This is a genomic window from Microvirga sp. 2TAF3 (assembly GCF_052114965.1).
Taxonomy (GTDB): domain Bacteria; phylum Pseudomonadota; class Alphaproteobacteria; order Rhizobiales; family Beijerinckiaceae; genus Microvirga.
On sequence record NZ_JBFRFT010000005.1, the window covers coordinates 212,821 to 232,221 of the forward strand.

At 62.0% G+C, this 19,401-nt stretch carries 11 protein-coding genes; 9 read left to right on the top strand and 2 right to left on the bottom strand.

The features are described from left to right. Positions 1-19 precede the first annotated feature (19 nt). The 5 genes from AB4Y97_RS07690 (at position 20) to glgC (ending at position 5,536) form a co-directional block, all read left to right on the top strand. Complete coding sequence (locus AB4Y97_RS07690; protein ID WP_441998436.1) at positions 20-1,048, top strand: ABC transporter permease subunit; 1,029 nt, start codon at positions 20-22, stop codon at positions 1,046-1,048. 105 nt (positions 1,049-1,153) lie between these two features. Continuing rightward, entirely contained in the window at positions 1,154-2,083 is a 930-nt protein-coding gene (locus tag AB4Y97_RS07695) for an ABC transporter substrate-binding protein (protein WP_441998437.1), read from the top strand. A 118-nt stretch (positions 2,084-2,201) separates the two neighbouring features. Then, a complete protein-coding gene (locus tag AB4Y97_RS07700) occupies positions 2,202-3,161 on the top strand; it encodes a PfkB family carbohydrate kinase (RefSeq protein WP_441998438.1) in 960 nt (319 codons plus the stop codon). Positions 3,162-3,251: 90 nt separating this feature from the next. Then, positions 3,252-4,202, top strand: coding sequence for a sugar ABC transporter substrate-binding protein (locus tag AB4Y97_RS07705; RefSeq protein WP_441998439.1), 951 nt, complete (start codon positions 3,252-3,254; stop codon positions 4,200-4,202). 50 nt (positions 4,203-4,252) lie between these two features. Further along, the gene (glgC, locus tag AB4Y97_RS07710; RefSeq protein ID WP_441998440.1) at positions 4,253-5,536 is read left to right on the top strand and encodes a glucose-1-phosphate adenylyltransferase; all 1,284 of its coding nucleotides are present in this window, start codon (positions 4,253-4,255) and stop codon (positions 5,534-5,536) included. Between the two features lie 171 nt (positions 5,537-5,707). Here the strand turns inward: glgC and AB4Y97_RS07715 are convergent, their stop codons facing one another. After that, positions 5,708-5,914 carry a DUF3563 family protein gene (locus AB4Y97_RS07715; RefSeq protein ID WP_441998441.1) on the bottom strand — a complete coding sequence of 69 codons (207 nt, stop codon included), beginning with the start codon at positions 5,912-5,914 and terminating at the stop codon, positions 5,708-5,710. Positions 5,915-6,424: 510 nt separating this feature from the next. Here AB4Y97_RS07715 and treZ point away from each other — a divergent pair. From treZ to glgX, 4 genes are all read left to right on the top strand, one after another. Next, positions 6,425-8,245 carry a malto-oligosyltrehalose trehalohydrolase gene (treZ, locus tag AB4Y97_RS07720; RefSeq protein ID WP_441998442.1) on the top strand — a complete coding sequence of 607 codons (1,821 nt, stop codon included), beginning with the start codon at positions 6,425-6,427 and terminating at the stop codon, positions 8,243-8,245. Then, positions 8,242-13,101 (top strand): malto-oligosyltrehalose synthase, encoded by a 4,860-nt coding sequence (locus tag AB4Y97_RS07725; protein WP_441998443.1) that lies wholly within the window; start codon positions 8,242-8,244, stop codon positions 13,099-13,101. Before treZ ends, AB4Y97_RS07725 begins: the two co-directional genes overlap by 4 nt. A 247-nt stretch (positions 13,102-13,348) precedes the next feature. After that, positions 13,349-15,544 (top strand): 1,4-alpha-glucan branching protein GlgB, encoded by a 2,196-nt coding sequence (gene glgB, locus AB4Y97_RS07730; protein WP_441998471.1) that lies wholly within the window; start codon positions 13,349-13,351, stop codon positions 15,542-15,544. 142 nt (positions 15,545-15,686) lie between these two features. Beyond that, the gene (gene glgX / locus AB4Y97_RS07735) at positions 15,687-17,807 is read left to right on the top strand and encodes a glycogen debranching protein GlgX (RefSeq protein ID WP_441998472.1); all 2,121 of its coding nucleotides are present in this window, start codon (positions 15,687-15,689) and stop codon (positions 17,805-17,807) included. 23 nt (positions 17,808-17,830) lie between these two features. On the opposite strand, the gene glgA is transcribed toward glgX, so the two are convergent. Continuing rightward, complete coding sequence (glgA, locus tag AB4Y97_RS07740) at positions 17,831-19,282, bottom strand: glycogen synthase GlgA (RefSeq protein ID WP_441998444.1); 1,452 nt, start codon at positions 19,280-19,282, stop codon at positions 17,831-17,833. Positions 19,283-19,401: the final 119 nt, after the last annotated feature.

Genomic DNA, 19,401 nt, shown 5'->3' on the forward strand with positions numbered 1-19,401 from the left:
AGGAACAGGGAGGGACGCCATGTCGGAGAACGAGACGCTCGGAACGGGCGCCGCAGGCGCCGCGGCCTCAGGCAGGGCCGGGCTGTCGGCGCGACAGGTCCAGATACGGAGCATCATCCAGGCCGTGGGCATGCTGCCCGTGTTGATCCTCCTCTGCATCGCCTTCCACTACATGACCGATGAGAGATTTTTTACGGCCCAGAACATTTCGATCGTGGCGCAGCAGGCCTCGATCAACACCGTGCTCGCCGCAGGCATGACCTTCGTCATCCTTACCGGCGGCATCGATCTCTCGGTCGGTTCGATCCTTGCCGCTTCGGCCATGGCCGCCGTGCTCGCATCGCTGATCCCAGGCTGGGGTCTCCTCGGTATTCCCGCCGGCATGATCACGGGCCTTTTCTTCGGTTTCCTGAATGGTGCGCTCATCGCCTTCCTGAAGCTCCCGCCCTTCATCGTGACGCTTGGATCGCTCACCGCCGTGCGCGGCATCGCGCGCCTGATGGGCAGCGACACCACCGTGTTCAACCCCGATCTTTCTTTCGCCTTCATCGGCAACGCATCCCTTTTTGGCGTCATTCCCTGGCTCGCCGTGATCGCGATCATCGTGGTGCTGCTCTCCTGGTTCATCCTGCGCCGGACGGTATTGGGCGTGCGCATTTACGCCGTCGGTGGAAACCCGACCGCAGCCAGACTCTCCGGCATCAAGGTCTGGGCCGTGCTGCTCTTCGTCTATTGCGTCTCCGGCTTCCTCTCAGGACTGGGCGGCGTGATGTCGGTGGCGCGGCTCTACGCCGCCAACGGCCTCCAGCTCGGGCAGGCCTACGAGCTCGATGCGATCGCGGCCGTGATCCTGGGCGGCACCAGCTTCGTCGGCGGTATCGGCACGATCTGGGGCACCCTGATCGGCGCTCTCATCATCGCCGTGCTCACCAACGGGCTGCTTCTGCTCGGCGTATCGGACATCTGGCAGTTCATCATCAAGGGCCTCGTCATCATCGGCGCAGTCACCCTCGACCGCATTCGACTCCAGGGCAGCGCGCGGACCTGACCGGCGCCGCTCTCCCTGCCGGCGGAACCGCCGGCACCTGGCTCCCCGTCGGCACGCTGGCCCGCCGCCGGAAGAGCTCAAACGGGGCCAGGGAGGAAATATCCGATGTTGAAGAAGCTGTTGTTTGCAGGTGCGGCACTGGCGATCGCGACCGGTGCCGCCTCCGCCAAGGAACTCAAGGCCGTAGGCGTGACATTGGGCTCGCTCGGCAATCCATTCTTCGTCGCCCTGGCCAAAGGGGCCGAGGCCAAGGCGAAGGAAATCAACCCGAACGCCAAGGTGACGGCGACTTCCGCCGATTACGACCTCAACAAGCAGTTCAACCAGATCGACAATTTCATCGCCTCCGGCGTGGATATCATCCTGCTCAACGCGGCCGATCCCAAAGCCATCGTGTCGGCGGTCAAGCGGGCGCAACAGGCCGGGGTCGTGGTCGTCGCGGTCGATGTCGCAGCAGCGGGCGCGGATGCGACAGTGCAGACCAACAATGTCCAGGCAGGACAGATCGCCTGCCAGTACCTTGCCGACAAGATCAACGACAAAGGCAACGTTATCATTGAGAACGGCCCGCAGGTCTCCGCGGTCATCGACCGGGTCAATGGGTGCAAGGAGGTTTTGGCGAAGAACCCGAACATCAAGATCCTCTCCGACGATCAGGATGCCAAGGGCTCCCGCGAGGGCGGCCTCAACGTGATGCAGGGCTATCTGACGCGCTTTCCGGATATCGCAGGCGTGTTCACGATCAACGATCCGCAAGCCATCGGCTCCGACCTGGCCGCGAAGCAGCTCGGCCGCAAAGGCATCGTCATCACCTCGGTCGATGGCGCGCCCGATATGGAATCGGCGCTCAAGAGCGATACGTCCATTGCGGCCTCGGCGAGCCAGGATCCTTACGCGATGGCGCAGCAGGCGGTCACGATCGGCTATGACATCATGAACGGGAAGAAACCCGAGAACACCATGATCCTCATGCCGTCGAGCCTGATCACGCGCGAGAATGTGGGTGAGTACAAGGGCTGGTCCTCACCGCGCTGAACTGCTTTTGCCCGGGGCCCTGCGCTCCGGGCCAACTTCACGAGAGCATTTTCAAGAAGAGGGAGCATTTTTCATGAACTCCGGTTCGTGAAAAATGCTCTAGCGGAGGAAAGGCGAAATGGCCGCAGTCGTGGCGTTCGGCGAGTTGCTCATCGACTTCGTGCCCACCATAACCGGCCAGGACATGGGGAATGCCGAGGCTTTCAAGAAAGCCGCAGGCGGTGCCCCCGCCAATGTCGCGGCCGGCCTTGCACGGCTTGGCGTGTCCAGCGCCTTCATGGGCATGGTCGGCGACGACGGCTTCGGCCATTTCCTGGCCGACACGCTGCGTAGTGCAGGTGTGGACGTGTCGCCCCTGCGCTTCACCAGGCAGGCCCATACCGCCCTCGCCTTCGTTTCCCTGCGCGCCGACGGCGAGCGAGAATTTCTCTTCTACCGCAGTCCCAGCGCCGACATGCTGATGATGCCGGAGGATGTCGACGAGGAGGCGATCAGGAACGCCCGCGCCTTCCATTTCGGCTCGATCAGCCTGATCGCGGAACCGGCGCGCGCAAGCACGCTTCATGCCGTCGATCTTGCCCACCGTCACGGCAAGATCGTCACTTACGACCCCAACCTGCGCCTGGCCCTCTGGCCCGACGCGGACGCGGCACGCGATGGGATGCAGCTCGGTCTGAAGGAGGCTCAGATCGTCAAAGTCTGCGAGGAGGAACTTGTTTTTCTCACCGGCAACCGCGACCCCATCGCTGCCGCCCGCAGTCTCTGGTCTCCCCGCTTGCAACTCATGGCGATCACCCGCGGGAGTGCTGGCAGCTATTGGCTGACGTCTGAAACGCAAGGGAAGGTGTCGGGTTTTCATATCGACGCGGTCGACACCACGGGAGCCGGCGATGCCTTCATGGCCGGCCTGATCGCCGGCCTCCTGGCGGAACCAGAGATACCGAAAGATCCGAAGCGTCTAGACGCCATCTTCCGCTTCGCCAACGCGGCCGGTGCGCTGACGGCCATGGGCCGCGGCGCCATCCCATCGCTGCCGAGCCGGGATGCGGTCGATGCCTTCTTGAGGAGCCAGCAATGACCACGCCACATTCCGGCGGAGCCATTCGACCTCCTTCGCCGCTCACGTCGGAAGCCTCACGCCCTGATCAACCGCAATGGAGGAGATCGGATGAGGACCATTCTCAAGCTCCTCGTGGCCGCCGCGATTGTAACAGCAGCATCTGGCGCCTCCGCCGACGAGCCAGTTGTTATCGGCTACGTCACGAAATCGGCGGCGAACCAAGGTTGGGCCCTCATCAATAAGGGGGCCGAGGATGCGGCTCGCGAAGCCAAGGTCAAGCTGGTTGTCGGCGGCCCCGGCACGCACGGCGCGCTCGAAGATCAGGTCAACGCAATCGAACTCGTCGCCGCGCAGGGCATCAAGGCGCTCGTCCTTGCCCCCATCGACTCCGTGGGCGTCGTCCCGGTCGTGCAGCGGGTTGCGGCGCGTGGCATCCCGGTCATCGCCGTCGACACGAAAATCGAGGATAGCAGCGCCAAGAGCTACGTCGCGACCGACAACGTCGCGGCTTCAGCAGCCCAGGCTGAATGGGTCGCCGGTCAGATCGCGGATCAAGCCGAAGTGGTGCTCGTCAACGGCGACCTCCACCAATCGACAGGGCGCGAGCGTCGCCAGGGTTTTCTCGAGCGCTTGAAGCAGCTCAAGCCGGACGCCACCGTCTACGAGGTCAACACATCCTGGGATGTCGAGGAAGCACGCATCGGCGTCGAAGAGACATTGAAAGCGCATCCCAAAGCCAGCGTTGTCGCCAATGCATGGGACGACGGCACCCTCGGCACTATCACGTCCCTGCGAACCCTCGGTTTCGAGCAAGGCCGCGTGCGTGTCATCGGCTTCGACGGCGCGCCCAATGCGCTCGCTCTTCTGCGCTCCGGATGGATTCAGGCCGATGTCGCCCAGATGCTGTACCGCCAGGGCTATGAGGGCGTGAAAACCGCTATCGCCGTGGCGAAGGGCGAACCGGTCCCGGCCCGGATCGACACGGGCTACCAGGTCGTCACCCCCGACAATCTCGAACGCTTCATCGCAGAAAACAAGCTGGCCGAGTTCATGCAATAAACGCGTCGCCCGGTCGGCTTGCCCACCAACAACAGTGGAGGACGCCAACGATGACCAGAGAAGAGAGGACTTTTACTAGGGAAGAGCGAGTTTCAGGCAATCTTTCGCGTGCATCCATGGCCTTCGTCCTCGCCGGCGGCCGTGGCAGCCGGTTGATGGAATTGACGGATCGGCGCGCCAAACCTGCCGTCTATTTCGGCGGCAAATCCCGCATCATCGATTTTGCGCTCTCGAACGCGCTCAATTCCGGCATCCGGCGGATCTGCGTGGCAACGCAGTACAAGGCCCACAGCCTCATCCGACACCTGCAGCGAGGCTGGAATTTTCTCCGGGCCGAGCGCAACGAGGGTTTCGACATCCTGCCCGCATCGCAGCGCGTGGCCGAGGACAAGTGGTATCTGGGCACAGCGGATGCCGTTACGCAGAACATCGACATCATCGAGAGCTACGACCCGGAATACATCGTCATCCTGGCCGGTGACCATGTTTACAAGATGGATTACGAGCGGATGCTCGCCCAGCATGTGGATTCAGGAGCCGATGTGACGGTCGGCTGCATCGAGGTTCCGCGCATGGAAGCGACGGGTTTCGGAGTCATGGCGGTGGATGAGACAGGCCGCATCATCGACTTCGTCGAAAAGCCCGCGGACCCTCCGGCAATGCCCGACAACCCGGATATGGCGCTCGCCAGCATGGGAATTTACGTGTTCCGGACCAAGACGCTGGTCGACCTGCTGCGCGAGGACGCCGAGGATCAAAGCTCGCTCCATGATTTCGGCAAGGACATTATCCCTCGTCTGGTCAAGCAGGGCAAAGCCGTGGCCCATCGGTTCTCGGACAGCTGCGTGCGCTCCGGCGCTGAAGTCGAGCCCTATTGGCGGGACGTGGGGACAGTCGATGCTTTCTGGGAGGCCAACATCGACCTGACCGACTTCGTGCCTTCACTCGACATCTACGACCGTAGCTGGCCGATCTGGACTTATGGCGAGATCACCCCGCCGTCGAAATTCATTCACGACGAGGATGGGCGCAGAGGCATGGCGACAAGCTCGCTCGTCTGCGATGGCTGCATCGTATCCGGCGCAAGGATCGACAAGTCGCTCCTGTTCACCGGCGTCATGGCCCATTCCTATGGATATTTGAGCCAGGCCGTCGTCCTTCCCTATGTCACGATCGGCCGCAAGGCCCACTTGAACAAGGTGGTCATCGACCGGGGCGTCGTGATCCCGGAAGGCCTGGTGGTGGGAGAAGAGCCGGAGGAGGATGCGCGCCGTTTCCGCCGTACCGAGAACGGCGTCTGCCTGATCACTCAGCCCATGATAGACCGGCTTTAGGTCTGTCCGGAGACATTGCTCCAGCCATCGCCGGACCCCGGAGGGCACTGGCCGGACAGCGCATGACGTCGTCGCCTATGCTGTTACTTGCGCTACCGGCCCGCATCGACGGGACCACTCTCCCGAAGCCAAGCAGAATAGAAGCCTATCGCCGCGCGAAGGCCTTTAAATTCAGAGATTCCAGTTATTACCGGGAAAGGAGACGGTCCGGCGCGGACGGTCGAGCTCCCGCATCCGCCATTCGAGGTCTACCCTGTCCTGGGCCTGCTCGAGATAGGCGAGACGGGCTTCCTGCTCGGTCAGGATGCCGAGATAGCGGCGCACATCCCGGAGAGCCACTGCAATTTTGGTACTGGTCATCATAAGCAATTGAATCATCGTTTTATCCTTTAATTTTCCCTTTTTCTGAACCTCCCTCGAGGCGTTCCAACCAAAAGTCGCGGATCGTCGAGCCCGCCGTTCTTGTGCAATGCAGCAAAATGCAACATACCACCACGTCCCTAGAATTCAACCCGATTATCGATCACGTGAGCGCATGCTTCCCATGCGTTTAACGACAATCTAAAGTCACGGCAAAAGTAAAATGGCACATGAGTTTAGGATCAACATCCCATATTCAGAAAAATTGCTCACTGAATCATTCAGATATTGGACATATGCTGAAAGGGTAAGCAGATTTTACTATCTCAGCTCCAAGCATCCCACGTTATTTTCATGCTTATGCCTATGATCTGCACATTACTCCGAAGCAATGGCGTAATGCCCTCCGAAGCCAGGCACGACATATTTCGCGGGGGTTGACGATGCGGATTAGCCCTCCCTCGCATGCGATGAAACCTTGCCCGCCGAGAGAGGCTCGCTAACTCTTTCCATAACCCTGGAGATCCGATGCGGCGGTTTCATAGGATGCCTTTCGGAGCCGAGACGACACCCGAAGGTATCCACTTTGCCCTTTGGGCCCCGACCGCGCGCGACATCCACCTTGTTCTCGACGGCACCGAGAGCCCCATGGAGCGGGACGGCAATGGCTGGTATCGCCTCACGGCGCCGGAGGCCCGCCCGGGAAGCCGTTACAGCTACAGGGTCGATGGCGCGCTGACCGTCCCTGATCCTGCCTCACGCTTCCAGCCCGACAATGTGCATGGCCAGAGCCTCGTGATCGATCCGAAGGCTTATGCCTGGTCCGATTCAGATTGGGCAGGAAGGCCATGGGAGGAGACGGTTCTCTACGAGGTCCATGTTGGCACGGCAACGCCCGAGGGCACTTATGCCGGCCTGGTGGGGAGGCTCGAAGCATTTCGTAATCTAGGGATCACCGCCATTGAGCTGATGCCCCTCGGCGCATTCGCCGGAAGGAGAAACTGGGGCTATGACGGGGTCCTGCCCTTCGCCCCTGCCGCCGCCTATGGATCGCCGGAAGATCTCAAGCAGCTGGTCGAGAGTGCGCATGAACTCGGACTGATGATCTTTCTGGATGTGGTCTACAATCACTTCGGGCCATCCGGAAATTATCTGCACGCCTATGCCGAGCCATTCTTTACCGACCGGCACAGGACACCCTGGGGCGCAGGGATCAATGTCGACGGCGACGGAAGCCGCACCGTCCGCGACTTCTTCATCCACAATGCCCTCTATTGGCTCGAAGAATATCATTTCGACGGGCTGCGTTTCGATGCCGTCCATGCCATTGCGGACGATAGCAGGCCGCATTTCATCGAAGAACTCTCAACCCGCATTCGTGACACGTTTCCCGGCCGCGAAATTCACCTGGTGCTGGAAAACGAAGCCAATGAAGCGCGTTGGCTCGGACGCGACGCGGCGGGCCATCCACGCCTCCACACGGCGCAATGGGCCGATGACATCCACAATGCCTGGCACGCCCTCCTCACCGGAGAGCGCGAGGGCTATTATGCAGATTACGCGGAGAAGCCTGTGGTGCATCTCTCCCGCGCGCTTGCAGAGGGTTTCGCCTACCAGGGTGAGCCATCGGAGCATGCAGGCGGCAAGCCTCGCGGCGAGCCTTCCTCCCATCTGCCGCCGACGGCCTTCGTCTCTTTCCTCCAGAACCACGATCAGATCGGCAACCGCGCATTCGGCGAACGACTGTCTCACCTTGTTCAACCGGCGCGTCTCTCGCTCGCGCGGAGCCTGCACCTGCTCGCGCCGCAGGTGCCGCTTCTGTTCATGGGGGAGGAATGGGCGGCTTCGACGCCATTCCTGTACTTCGTCGACTTCGAGAGCGAACCCGATCTCGGCCAAGCCGTCCGTGAGGGCCGCCGGGGCGAGTTCGCGCGCTTCGAGGCCTTCGCCGACCCCGAAACGTCTCTCCGCATTCCCGATCCTACCGACTGTTCGACTTTCATGCGCTCGAAACTCGATTGGGCCGAGATCGGCGGATCTCCGCACAGGAATGCCCTGTCGGAAACGCGGCGTCTGCTCAGTCTGCGCCGAATGGAGATCATACCGCTTCTGAAGAGCGAGCTCCACGGCGCACATCGTGCGCCACCGTCAGCGAGCATGATCGATGTCACCTGGTCGTTCACCACGGGGCAACTGCGACTGGTTGCGAATTTCGGCGATACGGTCTCGGTCAGGAAAAGCGATGCGGCAGCCCGTGTCGTCTGGTCGAGTCCGGGTGTTACGCTCAACGGCGAAAACCTCACCCTCCCATCCTGGACCGGCGCGATCCTGAAAGGCCCGCCCATATGAGCAGGTTGAACGCCCTTCTTGATCGCATGGCCGCACTCGTCGGCATCGCTCCTCGCTACACGGACGCCTTCGGCCGGAGCGTCGACATCAGCCTCGAGACACGGCAAGCCATGCTCGAAGGATTTGGCCTCGGCGTTCGGAGCGAGGACGAAGCGAGAGAAAGCTTCCTCCGCCTGAAACGCTTGAAAGGCGGCACGATTCCAGCGCTCGTTCCTGTCGAAGCAGGTGATCCGACAAGGCTTCGCCTGCGGAGCGCTCCACATGCGGCGAGCTGGCAGCTTATCGAGGAAAGCGGCACAACGCAGGAAGGGCATGTTCCGGACGAGGGTACACTCCATCTCCCTCCCCTTCCTGTCGGCTATCATCACCTCACGATCGGGGAGACCACGGCGACGCTCATCGCGGCCCCGAGCAAATGCTGGCAACCAGATATCTTGCAGGGCCAAAGCCGGTTATGGGGTGCCGCAGCCCAAGTCTATTCCCTGCGCTCGGAACGCGACTTCGGCATCGGCGATTACAGCGATGTAGCCTTGGCAGCAGAGCGCGTGGCCGCGCTCGGCGGAGCCTTTCTGGGGCTCAGCCCAGTCCATGCCCTGTTCGCGGCCGATCGTTCGAAGATTTCACCCTATTCCCCGTCGTCCCGTCTGTTTCTCGAGTCTATCCATATCGATCCGACGGCCATCGACGGCTTCAACGGCAGCGAAGCGGCACGCCTTTTCGATGGGCCCGAGATGAAGGAGCGCCTCGCCCAACTTCGAAAGGGCATATTCGTCGATCATGCAGCGGTGTGGCGGCTGAAGCGCCAGCTTCTCGATGCTCTTTGGGATCGCCATCGCGACCGGCAGGATCACTCCACCTTCGAGGACTTCCGTCGCGCCGGTGGAGAGGCTCTGGAGGCGCACGCCACCTTCGAGGCGCTCTCGGAACATTTCCGCGCGCAGGGTCTCCGGTGGCTGGGAGACTGGCCCGAAGCTTATCGTTCGGCTCGCTCGGACGCGGTGCATCGATTCCGGTCGGAGCATGCGGAGCGCGTTACCTTTCATGCGTGGCTGCAATGGCTCGCGGATCGACAACTCGCAAATGCAGCGGAACGTGCGCATGCGGCTGGCATGCCGATCTGCCTCTATCGCGACCTCGCCGTCGGCGCGGATCGCGGCGGTTCGGAGGTCTGGTCCGCGCCGGAGCGCTACGCGGCAACACTCTCGGTCGGTGCGCCGCCCGACCCGCTTGGGCCTCAAGGCCAGAACTGGGGCCTGCCGCCATTCAATCCTCTCGACCTCGAGACGCAAGGCCTCGCTCCGTTCCGCGAGCTCGTTGCGGCCAATATGCTTCATGCGGGCGCGATCAGGATCGACCATGCCTTTCAATTGCAGCGCCTTTTCCTGATCCCGTCCGACATGCCGGCAACGCAGGGCGCCTATGTGGATTATCCGTTCGAGGCCATGCTCGCTGTCCTGCGCGTGGAAAGCCATCGGGCGCGCTGCCTCGTGATCGCAGAGGATCTCGGCACCGCCCCAGAGGGTTTCTCGGATGCCATCATGGCCTCGGGCATCCTCAGCTATCGTGTGCTGCCTTTCGAGCGGGAGGAAGGCGGCGGATTCAAGCGACCGGAGCTTTATCCGCGCTCGGCCCTCGCCGCCCTGACCACCCACGACCTTCCCACGTTCGCAGGCTGGTGGCGCGGTCTCGATATCGACCTGCGCCAGACATTCGGCGTGTTCGAGCCGGAACGGGCAGAGGCGGAACGGGCGGCTCGCGCGGCCGACCGGATGCATTTTGCGAAAGCGCTCTTCGACGAAGGTCTCTTTCCTGGACCCGACCCGCCCAATGAAGTCCCTCTCGGAGGCGCCCTACGTTATCTCGTCCGAACGGAATCGCAGCTCATGGCCCTGCAGATGGAGGACGCAGCCGGCGAGTTGAACCAAGCCAATATGCCGGGACCGGATGCAGGCCATCCCAATTGGCGCCGGCGTCTTCCTATGCAGATCGAGGCCATGACGGCGCCCGGCAGCCGGTTTGCGAAACTGGCCGCTGCACTGGCGGAGGAAGGGCGGGATGCGCGCCCTCGCGCAGCGGCCCTCGCATCGCCCCCGCCACGCGCCACCTACCGCCTGCAATTCCACAAGGACTTCACCTTCGACGATGCGGCCGCAATCGTCCCGTATCTGGCGAAACTCGGGATCAGCCACGTCTATGCGTCGCCGATCCAGACCGCACGTCCCGGTTCGATGCATGGCTACGACATCGTCGATCCCGCTGCCATCAATCCCGAGCTCGGCGGAGAGAAAGGCTTCCGCCGTTTCTCGGATACGTTGAAGGCGCATGGATTGGGACTGCTGCTCGATATCGTTCCCAATCACATGGGCATCGGCGGCAAGGACAATCGCTGGTGGCTTTCAGTTCTCGAATGGGGCCGGCTTTCGCCGTTCGCCGAGGCGTTCGACATTGATTGGGAACGCGTTGGTGCACAGGGCAAGCTCGTCGTTCCGTTTCTCGGCGCATCATATGGGGATACCCTCGAAAAAAGCGATCTCAGGCTGGCCTTCGATCCGACCGAGGGAAGTTTCAGCATCTGGCACTGGGAGCATCGGTTCCCGATCAATCCAGCCACCTATCCGATGGTGCTCGACCAGGCGCTCGCCTCTCTGGAAAACCTCTCAGGGTCCTCTGAGCTTTCAAAGCTGACCGAGTCCTTGCAACGGATGGACACGAAAGCTTCGCCCGAGCGCCACAGGCACTTTCCAAGCGAGGCCGATAAGGCAAAGCGACGATTGGCGGACGCCGTTGCCACCCAGCCGATCCTAAAGAATGCCATCGAGAGGACCGTCGCCGCGATCAACGGCGCCCCCGGCATCCCAGAGAGTCACAACATTCTCCACCTCATTCTGGAAAAGCAGAGCTATCGTCTCGCCTATTGGCGTGTTGCGTCGAGCGACATCAACTATCGCCGCTTCTTCGACATCAACGACTTGGCAGGCCTCCGGATCGAAAACCCGAAAATTTTCGAACGGGTCCACGACCTGATTTTTCGTCTCGTCGATGAAAAATGGATCGACGGCCTCAGGATCGACCATATTGACGGATTGGCCGATCCGAAGAGCTATCTGCATGCGCTCCAGGACAGAATCGGTCCCGGTTTCTACGTTGTTGTCGAGAAGATCCTGGAGCCGGGCGAGGACCTTCGCCGCTGGCCCGTGGCGGGGACGACCGGATACGACGCTCTCAACCTGATCGACGGAGTGCTAGTCGATTCCGGAGCGGAGGAAACGCTCGATCGTCTCTATCGCAATGCATCGGGCCTCCATGATGGCAATGTGGCCCTGCTCAGATGGGCGAAGGGGGAGATCGTCGCAGCGAACTTCACAAGTGAGCTGGAGGCACTTGTCGCAGATCTCAAACGGATTGCCGATGCGGATCGCCGGACGCGCGACCTCACGATACCGCTCCTGCGGCAGGCCCTCGTCGATATCGTCGCAGCCTTCCCAGTCTATCGCAGCTATCTCGACAGGGACGAACCTGCACCCGAAGACGTGGAGCTGATCGCATCCGCCATCGATACCGCCAAAGGCGCAAGCTCCCTGCCTGATTGCACCGGACATGATTTCATCGCAGCCGTCCTCCTGGGGCGGATCGAAATACAGGCCGTCGATACTCCCGATGATGTCATCCGGCGTTTCACTCGCCGTTTTCAGCAATTGACCGGCCCCGTGATGGCCAAGAGCCTGGAGGACACGCTGTTCTACCGCTACGGGCGGCTGATCGCTCTCAACGAGGTCGGTGGAGACCCGTGCCGTTTCGGCCTCGGCCTGAGCGAATTTCATGAAGCCAACGAGGCACGCGCGCGGAACTGGCCGAATGGAATGATCGCCACGGCGACCCATGATACGAAGCGGGGCGAAGACGCCCGCGCCCGTCTCCTCGCCCTGTCCGAAATGCCGCAGGAGTGGGCGCAGGCTCTCGATCTCTGGCGTGAACTCGCCACCCCTGATCTCACCCAGGTCGGCGGCGCACTGGCCCCCGATGCGAACGACCGGATCATCCTGCTACAGGCACTTCTCGGCGCATGGCCTCTGGAACTGCTGGCGGACGACGATGAAAGCCTATCCGAATTTCGGAAACGGATGGAGACCTATGTCGTCAAGGCCCTCCGCGAAGCGAAGCGGCAGACGAGCTGGATCGCTCCCCATGCGGCCTATGAAGAGGCTGCCTGTACTCTCCTGGCGGCATTTCTCCAGCCTGAAAGCGCCTTTATCGAAAGCTTCCGTCCCCTCGCCCATCGCCTCGCTTTTCTCGGGGCGCTGAGCGGCTTGTCCCGCACGATATTGAAGGCCACTTTGCCAGGAGTGCCCGACATCTATCAGGGAACCGAGTCCTGGGATTTCTCGCTCGTCGATCCAGACAACAGGCGTCCGGTCGATTACGCGGCGCGTGCGCAGACACTCGATGCCGGCGTACCCCTTGCGACCCTGTTTGAGAATTGGCGCGACGGCCGCATCAAGCAGCATATCCTCATGCGCCTGCTGCGCGACCGCGCCGAGGCCCCCGCGCTTTATGCGAATGGAGATTACCGTCCCCTTGCCGCCGAAGGCTCACAAGCCTCCCATGTGATCGCCTTCACCAGACAGCACCGTGACGAAACCCTGGCCGTCGTCGTGCCGCGTCTCTGGGCTTCGCTTGCCAAGGATGGCCAAATACCCCTCCCGGGCGCCATATGGGGCGACACATCCATTGCATTGCCGGAAGGCCGTTGGCGAGAGGTGATCACAAGCCGCGATGTCACAATCGAGAATGACTGGACCGCGGCCGGCGAGCTGCTCGCTCCTCTGCCTTTCGCGGTCCTGAGACGGCTCGGATAGCATGATGGGCCAGCATGAAGGCGGCCCCACTCCAATGGCCAAGCCCTTTCCATTTCGAAGAGGAAAGATACATGGTTCATAATGAGGCCTTATATCGGTGAAATCGTGAGGCTTGGCCCGGATTTCAGAGACAGCTTCCAGACCAAGCGTTTTACGAACACAGGAATGGCGCATGATCAAAGATGCCGGTGTCGGAAAGATCCAGCACCGTGCTGGAGCGAAAGGGGCCGTGAAAAACAAAGCCCTGATGCCGTCTGGGGCCCGGCCCGCCGACGCGCTCATCCAGATCGTCGAACACGGCGATCCCTTCTCGGTGCTTGGTCCCCATGAAGTCTCATCCGGTCATTGGGAGATCCGGGCCTTTTTGCCTGAGGCCGATACCGTCTCGCTGGTTGCACCGGACGGGCGGACGATCCTCGCTCCCATGGAGAAGAACGGCGAAGGTCTCTTCATTGCCTCCCTCGCTGCATCCGAACGGCCGGATTACAGGTTCAGACTCGAGAATCATGGCCATGCGGAGATCCGGCACGACCCCTATCGGTTCGGGCCGGTTCTCACCCCTGAAGAGGTGGAGCAGCTTCGCGAGCCCGGCAGCGATGCCGTCTACGCGAAGCTCGGGGCACAGCGCAGGAACGTGGAAGGGGTCGATGGCTTCGCCTTCGCCGTCTGGGCGCCGAATGCCCGCAGGGTCAGCGTCGTGGGGGATTTCAACAATTGGGACGGACGGCGCCATGCCATGAGACGACGCCACGAGGGCGGCATCTGGGAAATCTTTATCCCCGAGGTCACACTGGGTGCGCGTTACAAATTCGAGATCATCGGCGCCGAGGGTCACACGATGCCACTGAAGGCCGATCCGGTGGCGTTCGAGGCCGAGCTGCCCTCGGCAACGGCGTCCGTCCTTCGCGGCGCGCCGGATTTCGAGTGGCGCGATGCCGCGTGGATGGCGAACCGCGCGGCCCAGATTCCGCGCAAGGCGCCGATGTCGATCTACGAATGTCACCTCGGTTCGTGGGCGCGCGTTCCTGCGGAGGGAAACCGCTATCTGACCTATCGCGAACTGGCCGAGCGGCTCATTCCCTACGTGAAGGATCTCGGCTTCACGCATATCGAGCTGTTGCCGATCACCGAATATCCCTTCGACGGGTCATGGGGCTATCAGCCCATCTCGCTTTATGCTCCGACGAGCCGCTTCGGAACGCCGGACGATTTCGTCGCCTTCGTTGAGGCTGCCCACGCAGCCGGCATCGGCATCATCCTCGATTGGGTGCCGGCACACTTCCCGAACGATCCCCACGGCCTCGCCTTTTTCGACGGCACGCATCTCTACGAGCATGCCGATCCCCGCCAGGGCTTCCACCAGGATTGGGGGACCTACATCTACAATTACGACCGGAAGGAAGTCACCAGCTTCCTCGTAGCCAACGCGCGGTACTGGCTCGAGCGCTATCACATCGACGGCCTGCGGGTCGATGCGGTGGCATCCATGCTCTATCTCGATTACTCGCGACGCCCCGGCGAGTGGATCCCCAACCGCTATGGCGGAAACGAGAATCTCGGCGCGATCGACTTCCTGCGCCGCATGAACGAGGTCGCCTACGCTTCCTCACCGGGCGCGATCACGATTGCCGAAGAATCCACCGCCTGGCCCGGCGTCTCGCAGCCAACCTATACTGGAGGGCTCGGCTTCGGCTTCAAGTGGAACATGGGATGGATGCACGACACCTTGCGCTACATCAGCACGGATCCCATTCACCGTCGGCATCACCATCACGACCTGACCTTCGGTCTGCTTTACGCCTTCTCGGAAAACTTCGTTCTTCCGCTCAGCCACGACGAGGTCGTGCACGGCAAGGGCTCCCTGATCGGCAAGATGCCGGGGGATCCATGGCAGCGCTTCGCCAACCTACGCGCCTATTACGGGTTCATGTGGGGTCATCCCGGCAAGAAGCTCCTGTTCATGGGCGGCGAGTTCGGTCAGGAGCGGGAATGGAACCACGACGCCAGCCTCGACTGGCATCTCCTGGACGACCCGCATCATCGAGGCCTGCAGGCGCTGATCCGCGATCTCAATCACGCCTATCGAACCATTCCCGCCCTGCATGAAAACGATTGCGAGGCGAAGGGTTTCGAATGGCTCGTGGCGGACGACCGGGACAACAGCGTGATCGCCTGGGCGCGCCGGGGCGAGAGCGCGAAATCTCTCGCCGTCGTGGTGTCGAACCTCACTCCGGTCCCACGAGAAAAATATCGCATCGGTGTGCCGCTATCCGGCTTCTACCGGGAGGCCGTGAACACCGATGCGGCATCCTATGGCGGAACCAATATGGGCAACCTGGGCGGGGTTGCGGCGGAAGAGACGACAAGCCACGGCCAGCCCTGCTCGCTCACCCTCACCCTTCCTCCTCTGGCGACACTCATTCTTGAGCGTGAAAGCCCATAGCGGACGGTCCGACGAGACTCCCACATGGCTCATGCGTTGAAGGACCCTGGATGCCGGTTCCAGTTTCACCTCCGAGATCTGCATGAACGGCAAGATCGAACCACGCCAGCCTCCGACCGGAGCAGCCCTCTCATCTCCGTTGATGCGCCGGTCGCGGGTGCGGGAAGGCTTACCGTATCCGCTCGGAGCGACCTGGGACGGCCTTGGCGTCAACTTCGCGCTCTTCTCCGCCAACGCTTCCCGCGTCGAGCTTTGCCTGTTCGATGTCGACGGCAAGCGCGAGATCGAGCGGATCGAGCTTCCGGAATATACGGATGAGATCTGGCACGGCTATCTGCCGGATGCGCGACCCGGCACGATCTACGGCTACCGCGTTTACGGCCCCTACGAACCTGCCGAGGGGCACCGGTTCAACCCCAACAAGCTTCTTCTCGACCCTTATGCCAGGCAACTTGCCGGCGGCCTGACCTGGAACCATGCCCTCTTCGGCTACACGGTCGGATCGCCCCAGGCCGACCTGTCTTTCGACAAGCGCGACAGCGCTCCCTTCATGCCGAAATGCCGCGTCGTCGAGCCTGCCTTCACCTGGGGCCACGAGCGGCGACCACGCACGCCGTGGGAGCGTACGATCATCTACGAGATGCACCTGCGCGGCTTCACCATGCGGCACCCAGGCGTGCCGAAGGCGCTGCGCGGCACGTTCTCCGGGCTCACGCATCATGAGATCATCGACTACATCCGGAATCTCGGAGTCACCGCGATCGAACTCCTTCCCATCCACGCATTCGTGGACGACAGCCATCTCATCGACAAGGGACTGACGAATTACTGGGGGTACAACACGATCAGCTTCTTCGCGCCGCAGCCGCGCTACCTCGCCACGTCTTCCGTGAACGAGGTCAAGGAGATGGTCAGCCACTTTCACGATGCGGGAATCGAGGTGATCCTCGATGTCGTCTACAATCACACGGCAGAGGGCAACGAGCTGGGACCGACCCTATCCTTCAAGGGGATCGACAACGCCTCTTACTACAGGCTTGCGCACGACCGCCGCTATTACGTCAACGACACCGGAACCGGGAACACGGTGAATTTAAGCCATTCCCGGGTACTGCAGATGGTGACCGACAGTCTTCGCTATTGGGCCCAGGAGATTCATGTCGACGGCTTCCGCTTCGATCTTGCGACGATCCTCGGCCGCGAGCCGCATGGTTTCGAGGAGGACGGCCGCTTTCTCGACGCCTGCCGACAGGATCCGACCCTCAGCCAGGTCAAGCTGATCGCGGAACCGTGGGATCTCGGCCCAGGCGGCTATCAGGTCGGTCGCTTCTCCCCCGGATGGGCGGAGTGGAACGATCGATATCGGGACACCGTCCGAGCCTATTGGAAAGGCGAGAACGGCAAGCTTCCGGAACTGGCTTCCCGCCTCACCGCTTCGGCGGATCTGTTCAACAAGCGTGGGCGCAGGCCATGGGCCTCCGTGAATTTCGTGACGGCCCATGACGGCTTCACGCTCAACGATCTCGTCACCTACAATCACAAGCACAATGAGGCGAATGGAGAGGGCAACAGGGATGGGCACGAGCATAATCTCTCCTGGAACCACGGCGTGGAAGGGCCGACGAGGGATCCGAAAATCCGGTCCCTTCGCCTTCGCCAGATGAGAAACATGCTCGCCACCCTGCTCTTCTCGCAAGGCACGCCCATGCTGCTTGCCGGCGACGAGTTCGCGCGCACGCAGAAGGGAAACAACAATGCCTACGCTCAGGACAATGACATCTCCTGGATCGATTGGGCGGGCATCGACGAGGACAGTGCCAAGCTCCTCCAGTTCACGCGCAAGCTCATCCAGCTCCGCAACACCCAGCCTGTTCTGAGACGGGGCCGGTTTCTCACCGGCTTGTACAACGAGGAACTCGACGTCAAGGACGTGACGTGGCTCACGCCCGACGGCAAGGAGATGGGACCAGAGCATTGGGAGGATCGCAATGCGCGCTGCATGAGCATTCTCCTCGATGGTCGCGCACAGCCCACCGGCATCCGCAGGCGTGGCACGGACGTGACGATGCTCCTGATCCTCAACGCCTACCACGATGTGGTGCGGTGCAGACTCCCGGCGGTCGTCGGCGGCCATGCCTGGATGTGCCATATCGACACGAACCAGCCCGAACTGGAGTCGCTACCTTTGTTCGCGTTCGGTGCGGAATACGAAGTGACCGGGCGTTCGCTCCTGCTGTTCCAGCTTATATCGGAAGGAACATAAGGCGCCTGGAGCCCGATCATGCCCTATCGCGCTTCGACACAGGCCCGGTAGAGATTGGCATATTGGTGCGCGGGCCGGGTCCAGCCCACATCGGTGGCCATGCCGCTCTGCTGCATGTGCCGCCAGCCCTCCTTGTCCTGCCAAAGGGCTTTCGCCCGAAAGAGGGCTCCCTTGAGCGCCGCGAGGCTGACGGGCGAGAACTGGAAGCCCGTCGCGGCTCCCGCAGCCATAGCCATCTCGTTCGCGTCGATCACCGTGTCGGCGAGCCCGCCTACCCGCGAGACGATGGGCACATTGCCGTAACGCATGGCGCAGAGCTGCGTCAGCCCGCAGGGCTCGAAACGGGAGGGCACGAGCAGCGCATCGCTCCCACCCTGGATCTGATGCGCCAGAGCTTCATCGTAGCCGAGCAGACAACCGACCTGTCCGGGATAAACGGCGGCAGCCGCCTGGAAGCTGCCTTCCAGCGCCCGATCTCCGGTGCCGAGGAGAGCGAGCTGCGCTCCGTCGCCGACCAGCAAAGGCAAGGCCGCGAGGACGAGATCGAGCCCTTTCTGCTCCGACAACCGGCTGACGACACCGAAGAGAAGCGCCTCAGGATCGGTCGTGAGCCCCAGCCGGGCCTGCAAAGCTTGCTTGTTGGCAGATCGGGCTTCCAAATTCGCCCTGCCATAGCGGTTTTCGAGATAGGGATCCGTCGAAGGATCCCAGATCGTCTCGTCGATCCCATTGAGGATACCGGAGACCACGTGCGAGCGGGAGCGTAGGAGCCCGTCGAGCCCCATTCCTCCTTGCGGCGTTTGGATCTCTTCCGCATAGGTCGGCGAGACGGTCGTGATGCGGTCGGCAAACTGCAAGCCTGCCTTGAGGAAGCCGATCTGGCCGTAATACTCCACGCCGTCTATCGTGAGGGCGCTCGCCGGAAGACCGAGCTCTATGAGAAGATCGGCAGGGAAAATGCCTTGAAAGGCGATGTTGTGCACGGTCATGACCGTGCCCGGACGTGCACCGCCACCGTAATGCAGGTAAGCTGGAGCAAGTCCTGCCTGCCAGTCATGCGCGTGGATGACATCCGGGACGAAACCCGGCGCGAGCCCCTGCCCGATCTCGGCCGCCACCCGGCCGAGCGCCGCAAAGCGCCAGGCATTATCGGGCCAGTCCCGTCCGTCGGAAGCGAGATAGGGGGAGCCGGGTCGCTCGAACAGATGCGGCGCATCGATGACGAGGAGATCGAGCTTCTTCGCCTTCGCCGCCAGCAGGCGGGCCGGCCCGCCGAACAGATCTTCGTATTGCCGCACGACCTCCTTGCGGCCCATCGATTGAAGAACGGCAGGATAGCCGGGAATGAGCGTGACCATCCCGATGCCCTCGTTGGCGAGAGCCCCCGGCAGGGCGCCGGCCACGTCGGCAAGGCCGCCCGTCTTGATGATCGGGAAGATCTCCGAGGTGACGGAGAGAACGTTGAGGGGCCTCATCCTTCCAGCCTACCGGTCCTCGGTCGCGGGATGAGGCGGATGCCTCGCCCGGCGCGGCAGATACGTTCGGTGTCTAGTCCGCGCTTCGCCAGCGGAAACCGTTCCGGACATCCAAAGGC